At 60.7% G+C, this 17390-nt stretch carries 15 protein-coding genes and 2 tRNA genes; 1 reads left to right on the top strand and 16 read right to left on the bottom strand.

The genetic code is table 11. The annotated features are described in order from the left end of the window. Positions 1-14: 14 nt before the first annotated feature. From rimP to rlmE, 9 genes are all read right to left on the bottom strand, one after another. Positions 15-473, bottom strand: coding sequence for a ribosome maturation factor RimP (gene rimP, locus WM94_RS13300; protein ID WP_003249960.1), 459 nt, complete (start codon positions 471-473; stop codon positions 15-17). A gap of 129 nt (positions 474-602) precedes the next feature. Beyond that, positions 603-679 (bottom strand) — tRNA-Met (locus tag WM94_RS13295). 100 nt (positions 680-779) lie between these two features. After that, positions 780-865: transfer RNA gene (locus WM94_RS13290), tRNA-Leu, on the bottom strand. Between the two features lie 18 nt (positions 866-883). Continuing rightward, entirely contained in the window at positions 884-1282 is a 399-nt protein-coding gene (gene secG, locus WM94_RS13285; protein ID WP_015271857.1) for a preprotein translocase subunit SecG, read from the bottom strand. A 4-nt stretch (positions 1283-1286) separates the two neighbouring features. Beyond that, positions 1287-2042 carry a triose-phosphate isomerase gene (gene tpiA / locus WM94_RS13280; protein ID WP_015271858.1) on the bottom strand — a complete coding sequence of 252 codons (756 nt, stop codon included), beginning with the start codon at positions 2040-2042 and terminating at the stop codon, positions 1287-1289. Between the two features lie 65 nt (positions 2043-2107). Further along, positions 2108-3448, bottom strand: coding sequence for a phosphoglucosamine mutase (gene glmM, locus WM94_RS13275; protein ID WP_061551381.1), 1341 nt, complete (start codon positions 3446-3448; stop codon positions 2108-2110). A 16-nt stretch (positions 3449-3464) separates the two neighbouring features. Then, positions 3465-4316, bottom strand: a complete 852-nt coding sequence (gene folP, locus WM94_RS13270; protein WP_024087765.1) for a dihydropteroate synthase — start codon at positions 4314-4316, stop codon at positions 3465-3467. 8 nt (positions 4317-4324) lie between these two features. Continuing rightward, complete coding sequence (gene ftsH, locus WM94_RS13265) at positions 4325-6229, bottom strand: ATP-dependent zinc metalloprotease FtsH (RefSeq protein WP_061551380.1); 1905 nt, start codon at positions 6227-6229, stop codon at positions 4325-4327. 203 nt (positions 6230-6432) lie between these two features. After that, positions 6433-7059, bottom strand: a complete 627-nt coding sequence (gene rlmE / locus WM94_RS13260) for a 23S rRNA (uridine(2552)-2'-O)-methyltransferase RlmE (RefSeq protein ID WP_024087766.1) — start codon at positions 7057-7059, stop codon at positions 6433-6435. A gap of 102 nt (positions 7060-7161) precedes the next feature. Between rlmE and yhbY the strand changes: the two genes are divergently transcribed. Continuing rightward, a complete protein-coding gene (gene yhbY / locus WM94_RS13255; RefSeq protein ID WP_003249945.1) occupies positions 7162-7470 on the top strand; it encodes a ribosome assembly RNA-binding protein YhbY in 309 nt (102 codons plus the stop codon). Positions 7471-7611: 141 nt separating this feature from the next. Here yhbY and WM94_RS13250 read toward each other — a convergent pair whose 3' ends face one another. From WM94_RS13250 to dnaK, 7 genes are all read right to left on the bottom strand, one after another. Continuing rightward, the gene (locus tag WM94_RS13250) at positions 7612-8052 is read right to left on the bottom strand and encodes a hypothetical protein (protein WP_052261053.1); all 441 of its coding nucleotides are present in this window, start codon (positions 8050-8052) and stop codon (positions 7612-7614) included. After that, positions 8030-8512: a transcription elongation factor GreA gene (gene greA, locus WM94_RS13245; RefSeq protein ID WP_003258067.1), complete on the bottom strand. Its 483-nt coding sequence runs from the start codon at positions 8510-8512 to the stop codon at positions 8030-8032. The genes WM94_RS13250 and greA overlap by 23 nt, the downstream gene beginning before the upstream one ends. Beyond that, entirely contained in the window at positions 8509-11730 is a 3222-nt protein-coding gene (carB, locus tag WM94_RS13240) for a carbamoyl-phosphate synthase large subunit (RefSeq protein WP_061551379.1), read from the bottom strand. The genes greA and carB overlap by 4 nt, the downstream gene beginning before the upstream one ends. Before the next feature lie 105 nt (positions 11731-11835). Continuing rightward, positions 11836-12972, bottom strand: coding sequence for a glutamine-hydrolyzing carbamoyl-phosphate synthase small subunit (gene carA / locus WM94_RS13235; RefSeq protein ID WP_013974294.1), 1137 nt, complete (start codon positions 12970-12972; stop codon positions 11836-11838). Positions 12973-13299: 327 nt separating this feature from the next. Continuing rightward, positions 13300-14106, bottom strand: a complete 807-nt coding sequence (gene dapB, locus WM94_RS13230; RefSeq protein WP_015271866.1) for a 4-hydroxy-tetrahydrodipicolinate reductase — start codon at positions 14104-14106, stop codon at positions 13300-13302. Positions 14107-14119: 13 nt separating this feature from the next. After that, the gene (gene dnaJ / locus WM94_RS13225) at positions 14120-15241 is read right to left on the bottom strand and encodes a molecular chaperone DnaJ (RefSeq protein WP_061551378.1); all 1122 of its coding nucleotides are present in this window, start codon (positions 15239-15241) and stop codon (positions 14120-14122) included. A gap of 197 nt (positions 15242-15438) precedes the next feature. Beyond that, positions 15439-17364, bottom strand: a complete 1926-nt coding sequence (gene dnaK, locus WM94_RS13220) for a molecular chaperone DnaK (RefSeq protein WP_061551377.1) — start codon at positions 17362-17364, stop codon at positions 15439-15441. Positions 17365-17390: the final 26 nt, after the last annotated feature.

The following is a 17390-nucleotide window of genomic DNA, read 5'->3' as shown; positions in this document are numbered from 1 at the left end:
GGGCCCGGCACGTCTCAGTCAAAACTGGGAATAATATTGGCCTTGTCGATCGAGTCGATCGGCAACAGGAATTCTTGATTGTCCACCTGGACCACCACATCCTGTTCCTCCACACCGCGGAGAAGGCCCTGGAAGTTACGACGACCCTCGAAGGGTGAGCGCAGCTTGATCTTCACTTGTTCGCCGGCATGCGAGGCAAACTGTTCCAGAGTGAACAGTGGGCGATCCATGCCTGGAGAAGACACCTCGAGGGTGTATTCACTGCTGATCGGATCTTCCACATCGAGAATTGCGCTGGCCTGACGGCTGACCGCTTCGCAGTCGTCCACCAGGATGCCGCCTTCCTTGTCGATGTAGATGCGCAGTACCGAATGCTTACCCTGGGAAACGTATTCGATCCCCCAGCATTGATAGCCCAGACCCTCGACAACCGGGGCCAACAAGGCCTGCAACTGTTCTAGCTTGCTCGACACCTGAACCCCCTCGTGCATGCTGTGCAAATAAAAAATGGGCGAAGCGCCCATCCCTGAAAGCGCCGTTGGACAACGACGCCGAAACTGTTCGGTTAGCAAAAAGCCCCTGAAAAGGGGCTCCGCTGAAGCTGGTTGCGGGGGCTGGATTTGAACCAACGACCTTCGGGTTATGAGCCCGACGAGCTACCAAGCTGCTCCACCCCGCGACAAAGCTGGGGCAAAAGTATAAGACCGAACCCTCTTGAGGGTCAAATCCGAACCTTCACCTGCAAGAAAGCCCGCTAAAGCGGGCTCTCAAGCTTTAATTGGTACCGAGAAGGGGACTCGAACCCCTACACCCTATGGGCACAACCACCTCAAGGTTGCGTGTCTACCAATTCCACCACCTCGGCAATACTACTTGAAACCCGTTACTTCTGCTCTTGTGCCGGAGGAGGTACATCACCCGTGTTAGGAGTGGTTTCGCTCTTCTGCTGCTGGAGCACCGGTACATCATCATTAACTGCCGGTTTCTGCGGCTCTTTCACTTCTAGCACTGCTGGATCTGGAAGACCTGCTTGGCTAAGCTGATGAGCTTGTTGCTTCGCGAAGTATCCTAACCCAAGTGCTGTCAAAAAGAAAGTGGCAGCGAGTATAGCAGTTAATTTACTCAGAAACGTTGCAGAACCCTGGCTCCCGAACACGGTATTTGAAGCACCCGCGCCGAAAGATGCACCTGCTTCCGCACCTTTACCCTGTTGCAACAGAACCAGCACTACAAGCGACAGCGCTGCCAACAGATGAAAAACAACGATGACTGTTTCCAGCATTTGTTCAGTTTCCTGCGGCGCGACAAATTGCACCGAATTCGTCTGCGTTCAGGGAAGCTCCACCAATGAGCCCCCCATCGATATCCGGCATGCCGAACAGTTCGGCCGCATTGGCCGCCTTCACGCTGCCGCCGTAGAGCAACTGCACCTTCGCAGCCACTTCAGCATCTTTTGCCGCCAACTGGCTACGGATGGCTGCGTGCACATCCTGGGCCTGCTGTGGCGTGGCCGTAAGGCCGGTACCGATGGCCCATACAGGCTCATAGGCAATTACTGCATTGGCAAAAGCCTTAACACCGAATGCCTCGATGATACTGCTTAGTTGACGCCCGACAACTTCGAGCGTTTTGCCAGCCTCGCGCTCTTCAAGGGTTTCCCCGATGCAAAGCACTGGTTTCAAACCTTTGGCCTGGGCCGCTGCAAACTTGCGATTGAGCACTTCGTCGGTCTCACCAATGACCTGGCGACGCTCCGAATGACCAATCAACACCAACTTGCAGCCTGCTTCAACCAGCTGTTCCGGAGCAACTTCTCCGGTCAGCGCACCCTGTTCGGGTTGTACTGCAGAATTCTGTGCGCCGACAGTAATTTCCTTACCTGCCAGGCCATCGATCACTTGATTGATGAACAAGGCCGGTGGAAATACAACGACTTCCACTCCGCTCGGCAAGGCCAGATTTCTCAAGCCTTCGGTCAGCTCAGCGACGCTAGCGCGGGTACCGTGCATCTTCCAGTTACCAGCTACCATAGGGCGACGCATGCTTTACCTCGTCGGTCAAAGTGGGCGCAGATAGTACCCAACCCTATCTGCGCTGGCAAGCGCCTTCAGACACAAACTTCGCCGACCAGTTTGGCCAACGCTTCTGCGTGCGCACGCACCTGGCTTTCGTCCTCGCCCTCGACCATCACCCGCACCAACGGCTCGGTACCGGATTTTCGCAGCAGCACGCGGCCGCGGCCTGCCAAGGCCTCGGTCACCTTGGCACTGGCTTCCTTGACCGCCGGGTGCTCCAGTGGGTCGACCTTGCTGGCGCCATAGCGCACGTTGATAAGCACCTGCGGGCACTTGCGCAGGGCCTGACGAGCCTGCGCCAGGGTTTCGCCACGACGCTTGAGTGCCATCAATACCTGCAGCGCTGCGATGATCGCATCACCGGTGGTGGTGTGGTTGCAGCACACGACGTGCCCGGAGTTTTCGCCACCGACCAGCCACTCACGCTCCAGCAGCTCTGCCATGACGTAACGGTCACCGACCTTCGCCCGCACGAACGGAATATCCAGTTCCTTCAGCGCAAGCTCCAGGCCCAGGTTGCTCATCAGCGTGCCCACCACCCCGCCCTGCAGCTTGCCACGCTCCTGCAGGTCGCGGGCGATGATGAACAGCAGTTCGTCACCATCAACGATGGCACCGGTGTGGTCGACCATCAGCACGCGGTCGCCATCACCGTCGAAGGCGATGCCCAGGTCGGCATGACCGACCAGCACGGCAGCCTGCAGCGATTCGATGTGAGTCGAGCCACAGCCTTCGTTGATGTTCAGGCCGTCTGGCTGGGCATGCAGCACGGTCACTTCAGCACCCAGCTCGCGGAAAACGCTTGGCGCGACCTTGTAGGTGGCACCGTGGGCGCAATCGACAACCAGCTTGAGGCCGTCGAAGCTGGTGCTGGTCGGCACACTGCTCTTGCAGAACTCGATGTAGCGGCCGGCTGCATCGTTGATGCGCGAAACCTTGCCCAGCTTGCCCGACTCGACAACGGTCATCGGCTGGTCGAGCAATTCCTCGATCATCAACTCGACTTCGTCCGGCAGCTTGGTCCCTTGGCCCGAGAAGAACTTGATGCCATTGTCATCGTGCGGGTTGTGCGAGGCGCTGATGACGATGCCGGCTTCGGCGTGGAAGGTACGCGTCAGGTAGGCGATGGCCGGCGTAGGCATCGGCCCGAGCAGCATCACATCGGCACCTGCCGCGGACAGGCCGGCTTCGAGTGCGGACTCGAACATGTAGCCGGAGATACGCGTGTCCTTGCCAACCAGCACTCGGCAGTGGCCTTGCTTGCGGAAGGCCATGCCGGCCGCCCAGCCAAGCTTCAGCATGAAGTCAGGCGTGATCGGGTATTCGCCGACGCGGCCACGAATGCCGTCGGTACCAAAGTATTTTCTGCTCATAGGGACTCCAATGTTCTTATTCGGCGTTTTGCACCGCAGCGATCATGCGCACCACATCAACGGTTTCGGCCACGTCATGGACACGAAGGATGCTCGCCCCCTTGGTCATGGCCAACGCCGCCAGCGCAAGGCTGCCATACAACCGCTCGCCGACCGGACGTTCCAGCGTCAGGCCGATCATGCTCTTGCGCGAAACACCCACCAGCAGCGGGCGCCCAAGGCGATAGAGCGCTTCCATGTGCTTGAACAGGCTCAGATTGTGCGCCAGTGTCTTGGCGAAACCGAAGCCCGGATCAAGGATGATTCTGTTTGCGTCGATGCCCGCCGCCGCGCAGGCGACCATTCGCTGTTCAAGGTAGCGCGTAACGTCGGCGGTCACATCTTCGTAATGCGGGTCGTCCTGCATGTTACCCGGCTCGCCACGCATGTGCATGAGGCATACCGGCAGGCCAGTATCCGCAGCAGCATCCAGGGCGCCATCGCGCTCCAGGGCTCGCACGTCGTTGATCAGCCCAGCACCGAGGCGCGCCGATTCACGCATGACCGCTGGGGTGGAGGTATCGACCGAGATGACCACATCGAGGCGGCTGTTGATCGCCTCGACCATGGGGGCTACCCGCTCCAGCTCCTCGGTTACCGATACCGCGCGCGCGCCCGGCCGCGTGGACTCGCCGCCGATGTCGATCAGCGTGGCGCCTGCGGCAACCATAGCTTCGGCATGACGCAACGCCTCGTCGCGCTGGTTGAAGCGCCCGCCATCGGAGAAGGAATCAGGGGTGATATTGAGAATACCCATGACATGGGTACGCGACAAATCAAGAACCCGGTTGCCGCAAGGCAACCGGGTCGGGTACTGCACTGAGCTCATAGATGCCCTTAGTGTTGAGCCGCTGGACCGCCGATCGGCGATTCCGGGCGATCACCTTGGGCAGCTGGTTTGCCCGAAGCCGAGTCATCATCCCAGTCGCGCGGTTCGCGGGGGGGACGGCCAGCCATGATATCGTCAATCTGCTCGGCGTCGATGGTCTCGTACTTCATCAGCGCTTCGGCCATGGCATCGAGCTTGTCACGGTTGTCGGTGAGCAGCTGCTTGGCCGTGGCGTAGCATTGGTCGATGATGCTGCGCACTTCCGAGTCGATCAGCTTGGCGGTTTCGCCGGAAACGCTGGCGTGCTGGCTCGCAGCACTGCGCCCCAGGAACACCTCGCCTTCTTCCTCGGCGTACATCAGCGGCCCGAGTTTTTCGGAAAGGCCCCACTTGGTCACCATGTTGCGGGCGATCTGGCTGGCACGCATGATGTCGTTGGACGCACCGGTAGTGACGCCGTCGAAGCCCAAGGTCATTTCCTCGGCGATACGGCCGCCGTACAGCGAGCAGATCTGGCTGATCAGTGCGCGCTTGGACAGGCTGTAGCGGTCTTCTTCCGGCAGGAACATGGTCACGCCCAGGGCACGGCCACGCGGAATGATCGAAACCTTGTAGACCGGATCGTGCTCAGGCACCAGGCGACCGACAATGGCGTGGCCAGCCTCGTGGTAGGCAGTGTTCTGCTTTTCTTTCTCGGACATGACCATGGTCTTGCGCTCGGCGCCCATCATGATCTTGTCCTTGGCCAGTTCGAACTCTTTCATTTCGACCAGGCGCTTGTTGGCGCGCGCGGCAAACAGCGAGGCCTCGTTGACCAGGTTGGCTAGGTCCGCACCGGAGAAGCCAGGGGTACCACGGGCAATGACCGCCGGGTTGACGTTCTCGCCGACCGGCACCTTGCGCATGTGCACCTTGAGGATCTGTTCACGACCACGAATGTCCGGCAGGCCCACCACCACCTGACGGTCGAAGCGGCCGGGGCGCAGCAGCGCCGGGTCGAGCACGTCCGGACGGTTGGTAGCGGCGATGACGATGATGCCATCGTTCATCTCGAAGCCGTCCATCTCCACCAGCAACTGGTTGAGGGTTTGCTCACGTTCGTCGTGACCGCCACCCATGCCAGCGCCACGGTGGCGACCAACGGCGTCGATCTCGTCGATGAAGATGATGCAGGGGGCGTGCTTCTTGGCCTGTTCGAACATGTCGCGCACACGGCTGGCGCCGACACCGACGAACATTTCCACGAAGTCCGAACCGGAAATGGTGAAGAAAGGCACCTTCGCCTCACCGGCGATGGCCTTGGCTAGCAAGGTCTTACCGGTACCGGGCGGGCCGACCATCAGCACGCCACGCGGGATACGGCCGCCCAGGCGCTGGAACTTGCCCGGGTCGCGCAGGAACTCGACCAGCTCGCCGACTTCTTCCTTGGCTTCGTCGCAACCTGCAACGTCGGCCAGGGTGGTCTTGACCTGGTCTTCGGACAGCAGGCGCGCCTTGCTCTTGCCGAAGCTCATCGGCCCGCCCTTGCCCCCCGCTCCGCCCTGCATCTGGCGCATGAAGAACATGAACACGGCGATGATCACCAGGATCGGGAAGCTCGCTACCAGCAGTTGTGTCCAGATGCTCTGCTGCTCAGGCTGCTTGCCTTCGATGATGACGTGATTGTCGACCAGGTCGCCAATCAGGCCGTTGTCGGTAATGGCCGGACGCACGGTCTTGAAATTGTCGCCATCGGCGCGCTTGCCGGTGATGATGTAGCCGTCGACGGTCACACGCTCGACCTTGCCATCCTTGACCTGCTGGATGAAGTCGGAATAGTTGAGGGTCTGCGGCTCGTTAGGGCTGGAGAAGTTGTTCATCACTGTCACCAGGACAGCTGCGATGATCAACCACAGGATCAGATTCTTTGCCATGTCGTTCAATTCGCTACCCTCTGAGGTCGGCGCACGACGCAGCCGTTCCTCGCATGATATTCATCGCCCTAACTTACTACATTACCTACGCAGCCGCAGGCACCGTCTGTAACCCTTTGTGAAAGCTAGACTACACGAAGTTCGGACGATCCTGACGCGGCGGCCGATTGGAAATAACTATCGGCCACCACGCTTCACGCCTTTCATGCCCCTTTGAAACCCCTGGCCAGCAGGTACTGCTCGCGGGAACGGTCACGCGACGACGACGGCTTGCGCATCTGTACCTTGTCGAACTTGCTGCGCACGTCCTTGAGGTACACGTCAAAACCTTCGCCCTGGAAAATCTTGATCAGGAAATCGCCGCCGGGCTTTAGCACGCGGGTTGCCAGATCGAGGGCCAGCTCGCAGAGGAACATGGCACGCGGCATGTCCACCGCAGGCGTACCACTCATATTGGGGGCCATGTCTGAAATCACAAGGTCTACGTGCGAATCGCCGACGGCCTCGAGAATGCGCTGCAGCACTTCATCCTGGGTGAAATCGCCCTGGATGAAGGTCACATCGGGGATCGAGTCCATCTCCAGGATGTCGGACGCGATCAGGCGGCCCTGGCCACCAATCAGACGACTGGTCACCTGCGACCAGCCACCAGGAGCAGCGCCGAGATCGATCACGCTCATACCCGGGCGGATCAGCCGGTCCTTTTCCTGGATCTCCAGCAGTTTGTAGCTCGCACGCGAGCGGTAGCCGTCCTTTTGTGCCTGTTTCACAAAAGGATCGTTGAAATGCTCTCGCAGCCAGTTTGCGCTGCTTTTGGAACGTTGTACCACGGGGCACCTCGATGATATGCGTCGTGATTGACTGGGCGGAGCCGGTGGCCCTCGGGTAAAATGCCGGTCAATTTTACAGAATCAGACGGAAAGGGTCAGATTATGCCGCTCAATAACGAGCAGAAGAAGCAATACAAGTCCATTGGTCATGACCTGAAGCCGGTCCTGATCGTCGCTGGCAACGGTTTGAATGAAGGCGTCATCGCCGAACTGGAGCGCGCCTTGGTCGACCATGAGCTGATCAAGGTCGAAATTCGCTCGGAAGACCGCGAAGAGCGCGCCGAGACCATTGCCGAACTGTGCAAGGCCGGTCGTGCCGAACTGGTGCAGACCATCGGCAAGAAAGCGCTGATCTACCGCAAGAACCCACAGCCGAACAAGCAACTGTCCAATATCCACCGTTACAAGTAACGGCAAAGGGGCTGCTGCGCAGCCCATCGCCGGCAAGCCAGCTCCCACAGGTACGGCGCATGGCCTGAATTCGATGCGGTCGGTGTGGGCGCCGGCTTGCCGGCGATGGGCCGCTAAGCGGCTCCAGCGATCTCGAGCCGCTTAGCGGCGCACTTTGACCGGAACCGGCTGGGCCACCAGCACGATGCCGGAAAAGCCCAGCACCAGGAAACAGAGCAGCTGCCAACGCTCGCCAACGGAAATACCGTAGCGCAAGGTGTAATACCCCACGCAGGCACCGAAGCCGAGCAGCAGCATCTGGCCGCGGAACTGCCGCCACCAGGCCGACAGGCCGTCCACCCTTGCCAGCACCGCCAGCTGGGTCAACAAGCCAAGCAGCGCCACGCCGATCAACCAGCGGTCGATCTGCCCGGCGACATCCTGCACCAGCAGCGGCGCCAGGCCACTGACCTTGAGCGCGGGCACCAACCCCACGTGAAACACCCACAAGCCGCCGACCCAGAAAACCTGGGCCAGTTGCCAGAGGATCCCCTCGAGGGATGGCGCCCGCAGGCGCCGGTCAGATGTGCTTGACTTCGACAATCTCGTACTCGACCGTACCGTTCGGCGTCTTGACGACAACGGTATCCCCTTCTTCCTTGCCAATGATGGCGCGGGCGATCGGCGCACTGTTCGACAGTTTGCCCTTCTTCACGTCGGCCTCATCCTCGCCAACGATCTGGTAGGTCACCTGGTCACCGGTTTCGGTGTTTTCCAAGTCCACGGTGGTGCCGAAGATGACCTTGCCGGTGTGGGCAATGGTAGTCACATCGATCACCACCGAGTTCTGCAGACGACCTTCGATATCGCGGATACGCGCCTCGACCATGCCCTGCTCTTCACGAGCAGCGTGGTATTCGGCATTTTCCTTCAGGTCACCCAGTTCGCGCGCTTCACCAATGGCCTGGCTCAGGCGCGGGCGCTCGGTCTTGCTCAGGAAGAGCAGCTCCTCTTCCAGGGCGCGAGCGCCCTGGACGGTCATCGGGTATTTGGTAATGCTCATGCTTTCAGTCCTGCATGCAGATCCTGCAGGCGGCGAACGGTCTTTTCCGGACCAAATTTCAGCGCCTCGCAGATGGCTTCACCGGCCGCAATGGTGGTGGTGCAGTAAATCTTGTGCTGCAGCGCATTGCGACGAATCGAGTAGGAATCGGCGATCGACTGACGGCCTTCGGTGGTGTTGATGATCAGCGACACTTCGTCGTTCTTGATCATGTCGACCACGTGCGGGCGACCTTCGGTCACCTTGTTCACACGGCGCACTTTCAGGCCAGCCGCTTCGATAACCTTGGCAGTACCGGCAGTTGCAACCACTTCGAAGCCCAGGGCGATCAGGTCGCGGGCAACGCCAGCCACTTGCGGCTTGTCGTCGTCGCGCACGCTGATGAATGCGGTACCGCCGGTCGGCAGTACTTCGCTGGCACCCATCTGGGCCTTGGCGAAGGCTTCACCGAAGCTGTCACCGACACCCATGACTTCACCGGTCGATTTCATCTCAGGGCCGAGGATCGGGTCAACCCCCGGGAACTTGGCGAACGGGAAGACGGCTTCCTTGACGCTGTAGAAGTTCGGGATGATTTCCTGGGTGAAGCCCAGCTCTTTCAGGGTTTTGCCGGCCATGACGCGGGCCGCGATCATCGCCAGGGAGGTGCCGATGCACTTGGAGACGAACGGCACGGTACGCGAAGCGCGCGGGTTGACTTCGATCACGTAGATCTTGTCGCCCTGCAGGGCCAGCTGCACGTTCATCAGGCCGACCACGCCCAGCTCCAGGGCCATTTTCTTGACCTGTACGCGGACTTCGTCCTGCACTTCCTTGCTCAGCGAGTACGGTGGCAGGGAGCATGCCGAGTCGCCGGAGTGAACGCCGGCCTGCTCGATGTGCTGCATGATGGCGCCGATCACCACATCGGTGCCGTCGCACACCGCATCCACGTCCATCTCGATGGCGCAGTTGAGGAAGTGGTCGAGCAGTACCGGGCTGTCGTTGGACACCTGCACAGCTTCGCGCAGGTAGCGCTTGAGCTCGTCCAGCTCGTAGACGATTTCCATGGCACGGCCGCCCAGTACGTAGGACGGGCGCACTACCAGCGGATAGCCGATGCCACCAGCAGCGCTGATGGCTTCTTCTTCGCTGCGCACGGTGGCGTTTGGCGGCTGCAGCAGGTTCAGGCGCTGAACCATCTGCTGGAAGCGCTCGCGGTCTTCAGCGCGGTCGATGGCATCCGGGCTGGTACCGATGATCGGTACGCCAGCTTCTTCCAGGGCGCGGGCCAGTTTCAGCGGGGTCTGGCCACCGTAGTGGACGATCACGCCTTTCGGCTTCTCGACGCGGCACACTTCCAGCACGTCTTCCAGGGTCAGCGGCTCGAAGTACAGGCGGTCGGAAGTGTCGTAGTCGGTGGAGACGGTTTCCGGGTTGCAGTTGACCATGATGGTCTCGTAACCGTCTTCACGCAGCGCCAGTGCGGCGTGTACGCAGCAGTAGTCGAACTCGATACCCTGGCCGATACGGTTAGGGCCGCCACCCAGGATCATGATCTTGTCGCGGGTCGACGGGTTGGCCTCGCACTCTTCCTCATAGGTGGAGTACAGGTAGGCGGTGTCGGTAGCGAATTCGGCAGCGCAGGTGTCGACGCGCTTGTACACCGGGAACACTTCCAGCTTGTGGCGGTGACGGCGCAGGTTCTTGTCGGTAATACCCAACAGCTTGGCCAAGCGCTGGTCAGAGAAGCCCTTGCGCTTGAGGCGCAGCATGTAGTCCTTGTCGATCGACGACAGGGCCAGGGTCTTGACCTTCTCTTCTTCCTTGATCAGGTCTTCCATCTGCACCAGGAACCACATGTCGATGCCGGTCAGGTCGAAGATCTGCTCGCAGGTCATGCCGGCACGCATGGCGTCGGCCACGTACCAGATACGCTCGGCGCCCGGTACGGTCAGCTCGCGCTTGAGGATGCTGCTGGCTTCAGGGTTGGCCAGGTCGATTTTCGGGTCGAGGCCGCAGGCGCCGACTTCCAGGCCGCGCAGGGCTTTCTGCAGAGACTCCTGGAAGGTACGACCGATGGCCATGACTTCACCCACGGACTTCATCTGGGTGGTCAGGCGGGCGTCGGCTTTCGGGAATTTCTCGAAGGCGAAACGCGGCAGCTTGGTGACGACGTAGTCGATCGACGGCTCGAAGGACGCCGGGGTGCGGCCGCCGGTGATGTCGTTCTGCAGTTCGTCGAGGGTGTAGCCGACAGCCAGCTTGGCAGCGATCTTGGCGATCGGGAAGCCGGTGGCCTTGGAGGCCAGCGCCGAGGAACGTGAAACGCGCGGGTTCATCTCGATCACGACCATGCGGCCTGTGTTCGGGCAGATACCGAACTGAACGTTGGAACCGCCGGTTTCAACACCGATTTCACGCAGCACCGCCAGGGAGGCGTTGCGCATGATCTGGTATTCCTTGTCGGTCAGGGTCTGTGCCGGGGCGACAGTGATCGAGTCACCGGTGTGCACGCCCATCGGGTCGAAGTTCTCGATCGAGCAGACGATGATGCAGTTGTCCTTCTTGTCGCGGACAACCTCCATCTCGTATTCCTTCCAGCCGATCAGCGATTCGTCGATCAGCAGTTCCTTGGTCGGCGACAGGTCCAGGCCACGGGCGCAGATTTCTTCGAATTCTTCACGGTTGTAGGCGATACCGCCACCGGTGCCGCCCATGGTGAACGACGGACGGATGATGCACGGGAAGCCCAGGCGCTCGAGGACGGCGTTGGCTTCTTCCATGCTGTGGGCGATACCGGAGCGCGGGCACTCCAGGCCGATGTCTTTCATGGCCTTGTCGAAGCGCGAGCGGTCTTCGGCCTTGTCGATGGTGTCGGCATTGGCACCGATCATTTCCACGCCGAACTTTTCCAGAACGCCGTGGCGCTCCAGGTCCAGGGCGCAGTTCAGTGCAGTCTGGCCACCCATGGTCGGCAGCAGTGCGTCCGGGCGCTCTTTCTCGATGATCTTGGCCACCGACTGCCACTTGATCGGCTCGATGTAGGTGGCGTCGGCCATGGCCGGGTCGGTCATGATGGTGGCTGGGTTGGAGTTCACCAGGATGACGCGGAAACCTTCCTCGCGCAGGGCTTTACAGGCCTGGGCGCCGGAGTAGTCGAATTCGCAGGCCTGGCCGATCACGATCGGGCCAGCGCCGAGAATCAGGATGCTTTTGATGTCTGTACGTTTTGGCATGGTTGTCACTCAAATCCGGAGTCAGTCGGCAAGCCGCTTTGAACAATCTGGGTCAGGCGCTTCCGGGCGCGGCGCAAGCCGGCCCGGGGCCTTGAAGCAGGATGCTCAGCGGCGCTTGGCCATGGCATCGATGAAACGATCGAACAGTGGCGCGACGTCGGTCGGGCCTGGGCTCGCTTCAGGGTGGCCCTGGAAGCTGAACGCGCTCTTGTCGGTACGCTCGATACCCTGCAGGGTGCCGTCGAACAGCGACTTGTGGATGGCGCGGACGTTACCCGGCAGGGTGGCCTCGTCAACGGCAAAGCCGTGGTTCTGGCTGGTGATCATGACCACACCGGTGTCCAGATCCTGGACCGGGTGGTTGGCACCGTGGTGGCCATGGCCCATTTTCACGGTCTTGGCGCCAGAAGCCAGGGCCAGCAGCTGGTGGCCCAGGCAGATACCGAATACCGGGATCTCGGTCTCGAGGATTTCCTTGATCGCCTGGATGGCGTAGTCGCAAGGCTCGGGGTCACCAGGGCCGTTGGACAGGAAAACGCCGTCCGGGTTGAGTGCCAGCACTTCGCTGGCCGGAGTCTGGGCCGGCACCACGGTCACGCGGCAGCCACGGGCAACCAGCATGCGCAGGATGTTCAGCTTGACGCCGTAGTCGAAGGCGACCACGTGGTAAGGCAGGTCAGCGGCTTCGATGGTCGGATGGCTGTCGGTCTTCAGTTCCCACACGCTGGAGCGCCACTCGTAGCGTTCCTTGGTGGAAACGACCTTGGCCAGGTCCATGCCCTTCAGGCCCGGGAAGGCGCGGGCAGCGGCGATGGCGGCTTCTTCGCTGATGTTGTCACCGGCGAGGATGCAACCGTTCTGAGCGCCCTTTTCACGCAGGATTCGGGTCAGGCGACGGGTGTCGATGCCGGCGATGGCGACGACGTTGTTGGCCTTGAGGTACTCAGGCAGCGACTGGGTGTTACGCCAGTTGCTGGCCAGCAGCGGCAGGTCACGAATGACCAGGCCAGCGGACCAGACGCGGTTCGACTCGGCGTCTTCCGGGGTAGTACCGGTATTGCCGATGTGCGGGTAGGTCAGGGTAACGATTTGCTGCGCATAGGAAGGGTCTGTAAGGATTTCCTGGTAGCCGGTCATAGCGGTGTTGAATACCACCTCACCAACGGTCTGACCGTCGGCACCGATAGCTTCACCGCGGAAAATACTGCCGTCGGCAAGGGCGAGTATGGCTGGCTTTGTCAAGAAGACCTCCCGTAAATCAAGCATGAAAGGGCGATCGCAGGTTGCAAAAAAGCGGAGTGACGTATGGACACGTCACCCCGCTTTCATGTGCTGAATTCAATTCGCTGCGCGCTTTTAGTGGACACACTAAAGCTGTAGCTTACAGAAAAGTGCGTTTTCGGTCTACCGTGGATGTGTCTCTAAAACACATCAATGCGACAGGCTGACATCTGTGCCAGCTTCTTCGCGGGTAAACCCGCTCCTACAGGGATAGCGCCATGCCTGAGGGCAACGCTGTACCTGTAGGAGCGGGTTTACCCGCGAAGAAGCCAACACAGTTCAAACTGCTTAACGCAGCTCGAGCACATCCTGCATGTCGTACAGGCCAGGCTCGCGCCCGTCCAGCCACAGCGCCGCACGCACGGCGCCCTTGGCAAAGGTCATGCGGCTGGAAGCCTTGTGGGTAATCTCGACGCGCTCGCCTTCAGCGGCGAACAGCACTGTATGGTCACCCACCACATCACCGGCACGCACGGTGGCGAAGCCGATGGTCTGACGCTCACGTGCACCGGTCTGCCCTTCACGGCCATACACGGCCACTTCCTGCAGGTTGCGACCCAGCGCCTGGGCAACGACTTCACCCATGCGCAGCGCGGTGCCCGACGGCGCATCGACCTTGTGCCGGTGGTGCGCCTCGAGGATTTCGATATCCACATCGTCACCCAGCACGCGCGCTGCGGTATCCAGCAGCTTAAGGCACAGGTTGACGCCGACACTGAAGTTGGCGGCAAAAACGATCGGGATTTCCTTGCCGGCCTCGGCCAGCAGCTGCTTCTCTTCCGGCGTGAAGCCAGTAGTACCAATGACCATGGCCTTGCCCGCCTTGCGGCAGAACGCCAGGTTCTTCAGGGTCACCGAAGGGTGAGTGAAATCGATCAGCACGTCGAACTCGTCGACCACCTTGGACAGGTCGTCGGAAATCGGCACACCAATACGGCCCAGGGCCGCCAGCTCACCAGCATCAGCCCCTACCAGCGAGCTGTCCGGGCGGTCGATCGCCGCCGTCAGGCCCGCCTGGGGAGCCTGTTGCTGCACGGCTTCGACGAGGGTCTTGCCCATCCGCCCTGCCGCGCCCATCACTGCAATACGTCGCATAGCCATTTCCTTGTCAGAGATCGCCGAAGAAGCGCTTCACGCCATCGAACCAGCCACTGGCCTTGGGCGAGTGGGAGCTATCGCCTTCCAGCGAATCACGCAGCTCTTCGAGCAACTCGCGCTGGCGGCGGCTGAGGTTGACCGGGGTTTCCACCGCCACGCGGCACAGCAGGTCACCCGCACCACCACCGCGCACCGGGGCAACACCCTTGCCGCGCAGGCGGAACTGCTTGCCGGTCTGGGTACCTTCCGGGATCTTCAGCTTCACCCGCCCATCGAGGGTCGGCACTTCCAGCTCGCCACCCAAGGCGGCATCGGTGTAGCTGATCGGTACTTCGCAGTACAGATGCTTGCCATCTCGCTGGAAGATCTCGTGCTCACGCACGTTGATCACCACATACAGGTCGCCGGTCGGGCCACCATGGGTACCGGCCTCGCCCTCGCCCGACAGACGGATGCGGTCGCCGGTATCGACACCTGCCGGCACCTTGACCGACAGCGTCTTGTATTCCTCGACACGGCCTTCGCCGTGGCACGAGGTGCAGGGGTCGGTAATGATCTTGCCCTGACCATGGCAGCGCGGGCAGGTCTGCTGTACCGAGAAGAAGCCCTGCTGCATGCGAACCTGGCCGATACCGCCACAAGTCGGGCAGGTAGATGGGGTCGAGCCCTTCTTGGCACCGGAGCCGTCGCACGGCTGGCAGTTGACCAGGGTGGGCACACGGATGCTGACCGTGGTGCCACGTACCGCTTCTTCCAGGTTCAGTTCCAGGGTGTAGCGCAGGTCGCTGCCGCGCTGGGCGCCGCCACGCGAGCCGCCACGGCCGCCCCCGAAGAAGTCGCTGAACACATCACCGAAGATGTCGGAGAAGTTGGCACCACCGAACCCGGCGCCACCACCCATGCTCGGGTCGACACCCGCATGACCGTACTGGTCGAACGCAGCACGCTTGCTGGCGTCAGACAGCACTTCGTAGGCCTCGTTGGCCTCCTTGAACTTGTCTTCCGACTCTTTGTCGCCCGGATTGCGGTCCGGATGGTACTTCATCGCCAGGCGACGGTAAGCCTTCTTGAGGTCTGATTCGCTGGCGCCGCGCTCGACACCCAATACCTCATAATAATCACGCTTGGACATAGGTCATTTGCACCTTGTTGGGCGTCTGGCATCTACGCCGCGCCATCAGCACCCGCCCTTTGCCCACCAGGGCCACCGACAGATGCTGTAAAAATTCTCGAATTCCAGATACGCCAACGCGGGAGCAAGCCCCCGCGCGGCGACATCCTACCAGCTCACCACCAAACGGCGGTGAACTGGCCGACAACATGCAGGGATTACTGCTTGTTGTTGTCTTTCACTTCTTCGAACTCAGCGTCAACCACGTCATCGTGCTTGGCTTCCGGCTCGGCCTGCTGCGCGCCGCCCTGAGGCGGTTCGGCCGACTGCTCGGCGTACATCTTCTGGGCAACCGGCGCCGAAACCTTGGACAGCTCTTCGACCTTGGCGTCGATGGCAGCCTTGTCGTCGCCTTTGACAGCGGCTTCCAGGGCAACAACGGCAGCCTCGATGGCGGCTTTCTCTTCAGCGGTAACCTTGTCACCAGCGTCAGCGACCATCTTGCGGGTCGAGTGAACCAGCGCGTCACCCTGGTTACGGGCAGCAGCCAGTTCTTCGAACTTGCGGTCCTCCTCGGCGTTGGCCTCGGCGTCACGCACCATGCGCTCGATTTCTTCGTCCGACAGGCCGGAGTTGGCCTTGATCACGATCGACTGCGACTTGCCGGTAGCCTTGTCCTTGGCACTGACGTGCAGGATGCCGTTGGCGTCGATGTCGAAGGTTACTTCGATCTGTGGAACGCCACGTGGAGCCGGCGGAATGTCAGCCAGGTCGAACTTGCCCAGCGACTTGTTCTGTGCAGCCTGCTTGCGCTCACCCTGCAGCACGTGAATGGTCACGGCACCCTGGTTGTCGTCGGCAGTCGAGAACACCTGCGACTTCTTGGTCGGGATGGTGGTGTTCTTCTCGATCAGCGAAGTCATCACGCCACCCATGGTTTCGATACCAAGGGTCAGCGGGCTGACGTCCAGCAGCAGTACGTCTTTGACGTCACCAGCCAGCACCGCGCCCTGGATGGCAGCACCCATGGCCACGGCTTCGTCCGGGTTGACGTCCTTGCGCGCTTCTTTGCCGAAGAAGTCGGCAACGGCTTTCTGTACCAGTGGCATACGGGTCTGGCCACCGACCAGGATCACATCATCGATCTTGCTGGCATCGATGCCGGCGTCTTTCAGAGCGATGCGGCAAGGCTCGATGGTACGGGTGACCAGGTCTTCGACCAGCGACTCCAGCTTGGCGCGGGAGATTTTCACGTTCAGGTGCTTCGGACCGGTAGCGTCTGCAGTGATGTACGGCAGGTTGACGTCGGTCGACTGAGCGGAGGACAGCTCGATCTTGGCCTTTTCAGCGGCTTCTTTCAGACGCTGCAGCGCCAGCGGATCGTTCTTCAGGTCCATGCCGGACTCTTTCTTGAACTCATCGACGAGGTAGTCGATCAGGCGCATGTCGAAGTCTTCGCCACCCAGGAAGGTGTCACCGTTGGTAGCCAGTACTTCGAACTGGTGCTCACCATCGACTTCGGCAATCTCGATGACCGAAACGTCGAAGGTACCACCACCCAGGTCATAAACGATGACGGTGTGGTCGCCCTTGGCCTTGTCCATGCCGTAAGCCAGTGCAGCGGCAGTCGGCTCGTTGATGATGCGTTTTACATCCAGGCCAGCGATGCGACCGGCATCCTTGGTGGCCTGACGCTGACTGTCATTGAAGTAGGCCGGAACGGTGATGACCGCTTCGGTAACTGGCTCGCCGAGGTAGTCTTCGGCGGTTTTCTTCATTTTCTTCAGGACTTCGGCGCTGATCTGCGGCGGAGCCATGTCCTTGCCACTGGCCTGCACCCAGGCGTCACCATTGCTGGCCTTGACGATCTTGTAAGGCACCAGCTTGATGTCTTTCTGTACAACATCTTCTTCGAAGCGGCGGCCGATCAGGCGCTTCACTGCGAACAGAGTGTTGTGCGGGTTGGTGACCGCCTGACGCTTGGCCGACTGACCAACCAGGATTTCGCCATCATTGGCGTAGGCCACGATCGAAGGGGTGGTACGCGCACCTTCGGCGTTTTCGATGACCTTGACGTTACCGTTTTCCAGAACAGAAACGCACGAGTTGGTGGTCCCCAGGTCGATACCGATGATTTTACCCATGTTAACTCTCCCGAAACTTGAATTTG

The sequence above is a fragment of the Pseudomonas sp. ABFPK genome, assembly GCF_001586765.1.
GTDB lineage: Bacteria > Pseudomonadota > Gammaproteobacteria > Pseudomonadales > Pseudomonadaceae > Aquipseudomonas > Aquipseudomonas asiatica.
Note: the sequence above shows the minus strand (reverse complement) of the source record. Positions and strands in the feature narration are given on the sequence as shown.

Coding starts and splice junctions, on each gene's coding strand:
- secG (WP_015271857.1), bottom strand. CDS start 1,282: ATGCTGGAAACAGTCATCGTTGTTTTTCATCTGTTGGCAGCGCTGTCG.
- tpiA (WP_015271858.1), bottom strand. CDS start 2,042: ATGCGTCGCCCTATGGTAGCTGGTAACTGGAAGATGCACGGTACCCGC.
- glmM (WP_061551381.1), bottom strand. CDS start 3,448: ATGAGCAGAAAATACTTTGGTACCGACGGCATTCGTGGCCGCGTCGGC.
- folP (WP_024087765.1), bottom strand. CDS start 4,316: ATGAGCTCAGTGCAGTACCCGACCCGGTTGCCTTGCGGCAACCGGGTT.
- ftsH (WP_061551380.1), bottom strand. CDS start 6,229: ATGGCAAAGAATCTGATCCTGTGGTTGATCATCGCAGCTGTCCTGGTG.
- yhbY (WP_003249945.1), top strand. CDS start 7,162: ATGCCGCTCAATAACGAGCAGAAGAAGCAATACAAGTCCATTGGTCAT.
- greA (WP_003258067.1), bottom strand. CDS start 8,512: ATGAGCATTACCAAATACCCGATGACCGTCCAGGGCGCTCGCGCCCTG.
- carB (WP_061551379.1), bottom strand. CDS start 11,730: ATGCCAAAACGTACAGACATCAAAAGCATCCTGATTCTCGGCGCTGGC.
- dapB (WP_015271866.1), bottom strand. CDS start 14,106: ATGCGACGTATTGCAGTGATGGGCGCGGCAGGGCGGATGGGCAAGACC.
- dnaJ (WP_061551378.1), bottom strand. CDS start 15,241: ATGTCCAAGCGTGATTATTATGAGGTATTGGGTGTCGAGCGCGGCGCC.
- dnaK (WP_061551377.1), bottom strand. CDS start 17,364: ATGGGTAAAATCATCGGTATCGACCTGGGGACCACCAACTCGTGCGTT.